Genomic DNA, 1438 nt, shown 5'->3' on the forward strand with positions numbered 1-1438 from the left:
ACGCGGGTGGAGTCGGCGAGGTCGCCCACCTTGTGCACCTTCAGCGAGTTCGTGGAGCCGGCCTTTCCGGGAGGCGAACCGGCGGCGATGACCACCAGGTCACCGTCCTCAACGAGGTCCATCTCCAGCAGGCTGCGGTCCACCTGCGCCGTCATCTCGTCGGTGTGGTCCACCATCTGGACCAGCACCGGCTGGATGCCCCAGGTCAGCGCAAGCTGGTTCCAGACCTGCTCCACCGGGGTGAAGGCGAAGACCGGCTTGATGGGGCGCAGGCGGGAGAGCCGGCGTGCGGAGTCACCGGACTGGGTGAACGCACAGATGTACTTGGCGTCCAGCTGGTCGGCGATTTCGACGGCGGCACGGGTGATGGCGCCGCCGCGGGTCTTGGGCTTAGTGCCCAGCGGGGGGACGCGCTCCAGGCCGTGGACCTCGGTGGACTCGATGATCCGGGCCATGACCTTGACGGTTTCGATCGGGTACTTGCCCACGCTGGTCTCACCGGAGAGCATGACCGCGTCGGCACCGTCCAGCACTGCGTTGGCGCAGTCGGAGGCCTCGGCGCGGGTGGGGCGCGGGTTGTCGATCATGGATTCGAGGACCTGGGTGGCCACGATGACCGGCTTGGCCCAGCGGCGGGCCAGCTCAATGGCACGCTTCTGCACGATCGGCACTTCCTCCAGCGGAAGCTCCACACCGAGGTCGCCACGGGCCACCATGATGGCGTCGAACGCGTCGATGATCTCGGGCAGCTGCTCCACTGCCTGCGGCTTTTCGATCTTGGCGATGACCGGCACGCGGCGGCCTTCCTCGTCCATGATCTCGTGCACGCGGGTGATATCGGAGGCATCGCGGACGAAGGACAAGGCCACCAGGTCAACGCCGCGGCGCATGGCCCAGCGCAGGTCGTCCTCGTCCTTTTCGCTCAGCGCGGGCACGTTGACGGCCACGCCGGGAAGGTTGATGCCCTTGTTGTTGGACACCATGCCGCCCACGGTCACCTCGGCGACCACCTTGACGTCGTCAACGGCGATGGCACGCAGTGCCACCTTGCCGTCGTCGATCAGCAGGGCATCGCCCACGTTGACGTCCTCGGTGAGGCTCTTCAGCGTGGTGGAGCAGATTTCCTTGGTGCCGGGAACGTCCTCGGTGGTGATCGTGAAGGTGTCTCCAACAGCCAACAAGTGCGGTCCGTCAACGAAACGGCCCAGGCGGATCTTGGGACCCTGCAGGTCAGCCATGATGGCCACGGCCTTGCCGAGGTCTGCAGCTGCCTTCCGGACGTTCTCATAAGTGTTGTCATGCACGGAGTAGTCGCCGTGGCTCATGTTCATGCGGGCGACGTCAACGCCGGCTTCCAGCACCGCGAGGGTGTTCTCGTAGCTGGCGATTGCCGGGCCGAACGTAGCCACAATTTTTGCGCGTCTCATATACCTACCCT

General features: G+C 65.5%; 1 protein-coding gene. It reads right to left on the minus strand.

The genetic code is table 11. The features are described from left to right. On the minus strand, window positions 1-1427 hold a 1427-nt coding region (gene pyk, locus PV768_RS21770), incomplete at its 3' end, for a pyruvate kinase (protein ID WP_421094197.1). Window positions 1428-1438: the final 11 nt, after the last annotated feature.

Source organism: Pseudarthrobacter sp. CC4, from assembly GCF_048957775.1.
Lineage (GTDB): Bacteria > Actinomycetota > Actinomycetes > Actinomycetales > Micrococcaceae > Arthrobacter.